Origin of the sequence: Bradyrhizobium sp. 179 (genome assembly GCF_023073535.1) — a bacterium.
Classification (GTDB): domain Bacteria; phylum Pseudomonadota; class Alphaproteobacteria; order Rhizobiales; family Xanthobacteraceae; genus Bradyrhizobium.
Genome location: NZ_JADPJR010000099.1, coordinates 1 through 1,528 on the forward strand (window position 1 = coordinate 1; position 1,528 = coordinate 1,528).

Below are 1,528 nucleotides of genomic sequence, written 5' to 3' on the forward strand. Positions count from 1 at the left end.
TGTCAAGCGACGTCCGGATTTGACCCCGCAGCGACATGAGGAAGTGACCCCCTTGTTGTTTGCAGGACTGTAGCAAGCCGCTCGCGAAGCGCGCCCGTCATAGCGCTGTAGCGAGCGAGCGGCTTGCTTCACGACTTCTTCTCCGATTTGGCTTCTGGTGCAGCGGGCTTCTGCAGCAGTCCGCTGCGGCGCTTCTCCTTCAAGCGATAGCTGTCGCCGCGGATCGTGATGACGTGACTGTGGTGCAGCAGACGATCAAGGATCGCGGTGGCAACCACGGGGTCGCTGAAGACCGAGCCCCACTCGCCGACACTGCGGTTGCTGGTCAGCAGGATCGCGCCTCTCTCATAGCGACGGCTAACGAGCTGAAAGAAGAGATGCGCGGCATTGGGTTCAAAGGGCAGATACCCAAGCTCGTCGATGATCAAGAGCTTTGGCTTGGCAAATTGCGCGAGTCGCTCCTCGAGCCGCCCTTCGCCGTGACCTTTAGCAAGCTGCGCAACGACAGTCGTGGCTGCGACGAACTGAACGGAATGCCCAGCCAGGATCGCTTCGCGACCAAGAGCGACCGCAAGATGCGTCTTGCCAACGCCAGGTGGCCCAAGCAGCAACACGTTCTCGCCATTGGCAATCCAGCGGGCGCTCGCAAGCTCGCGTATCTGCTTGGGATCCAGCGAGGGCTGGGCCGAGAAGTCGAAGCCCGACAAATCGCGAACGAACGGGAAGCGAGCAAGTTTGAGCGTCATCTCGACGCGCCGCTCATCCTTGCGGGCGATCTCGCGCTCGCACAGCAGCACCAGGGTCTCGCGTAGGCTCAGCTCTTGCCGGCCGGCCTCATCCAACAGCCCATCCAGCTGGTCGCGGACAGCCGTCAGCTTTAGGCGCGTCAGCATATCACTAAGGCGGTCGGGGACAATGGCTCGCATCAGAAGCCCCCTCCCACAATCGCTTCGTACTCGCCGAGCGGCCGCAGCAGCGTCGGCGACGGCGGCGCGACAGGCGATAACGCGAGATCGCCAGCACGACTCGGTTTAAAGCCAGTCAGGCCCTCAAAGTGTTTAGGGTCGACGACGCGACGGCGACGGCCGACACAGATCGGATGAGCGGCCACCTCATGGATCCCGTGATGGATGCACACCACGCCATCGGCGATCGTCGCTCTCACCGTCTCGCCGATCAGCCGCCATGGCACAGAGTAGGCGTTGCCATCGATCTCGACCGCGCAGTCGGCCTGCACGCGACGGATCAGTTCACGTGCGGCCTGGAAGGGCGGCCTGCCGGCGATGGGCTTCAACGCATGCGCCTCAGCGCGCCTGAAGCGCTCAATCGGTACTTCGCCCGTCGTGCCATGCTGGCGTAGGTCGGCGATCTCCCGCGTCCAAGCCTCAAGGTGCGCCTCAAAGGCCTCCCAGCTCGGGAAGGTGCGGCCGGCGACCGCATTCCGCTTGACGTAGCCGACGCCATTCTCGGTCTTGCCCTTGGTGCGGGCTCGATATGGCGCGCAGGCCCGTGGCCGGAAGCCCCAGTG

1 protein-coding gene and 1 pseudogene are annotated in these 1,528 nt (G+C 63.7%); both read right to left on the minus strand.

Going from position 1 to position 1,528, the window contains the following annotated elements; genetic code table 11:
- Positions 1 to 128 precede the first annotated feature (128 nt).
- A complete protein-coding gene (gene istB / locus IVB12_RS22970; RefSeq protein ID WP_247302307.1) occupies positions 129 to 926 on the minus strand; it encodes an IS21-like element helper ATPase IstB in 798 nt (265 codons plus the stop codon).
- Positions 926 to 1,528: pseudogene (locus tag IVB12_RS22975) on the minus strand (IS21 family transposase); the annotation flags it as partial. The gene istB and the pseudogene IVB12_RS22975, both read right to left, overlap by 1 nt.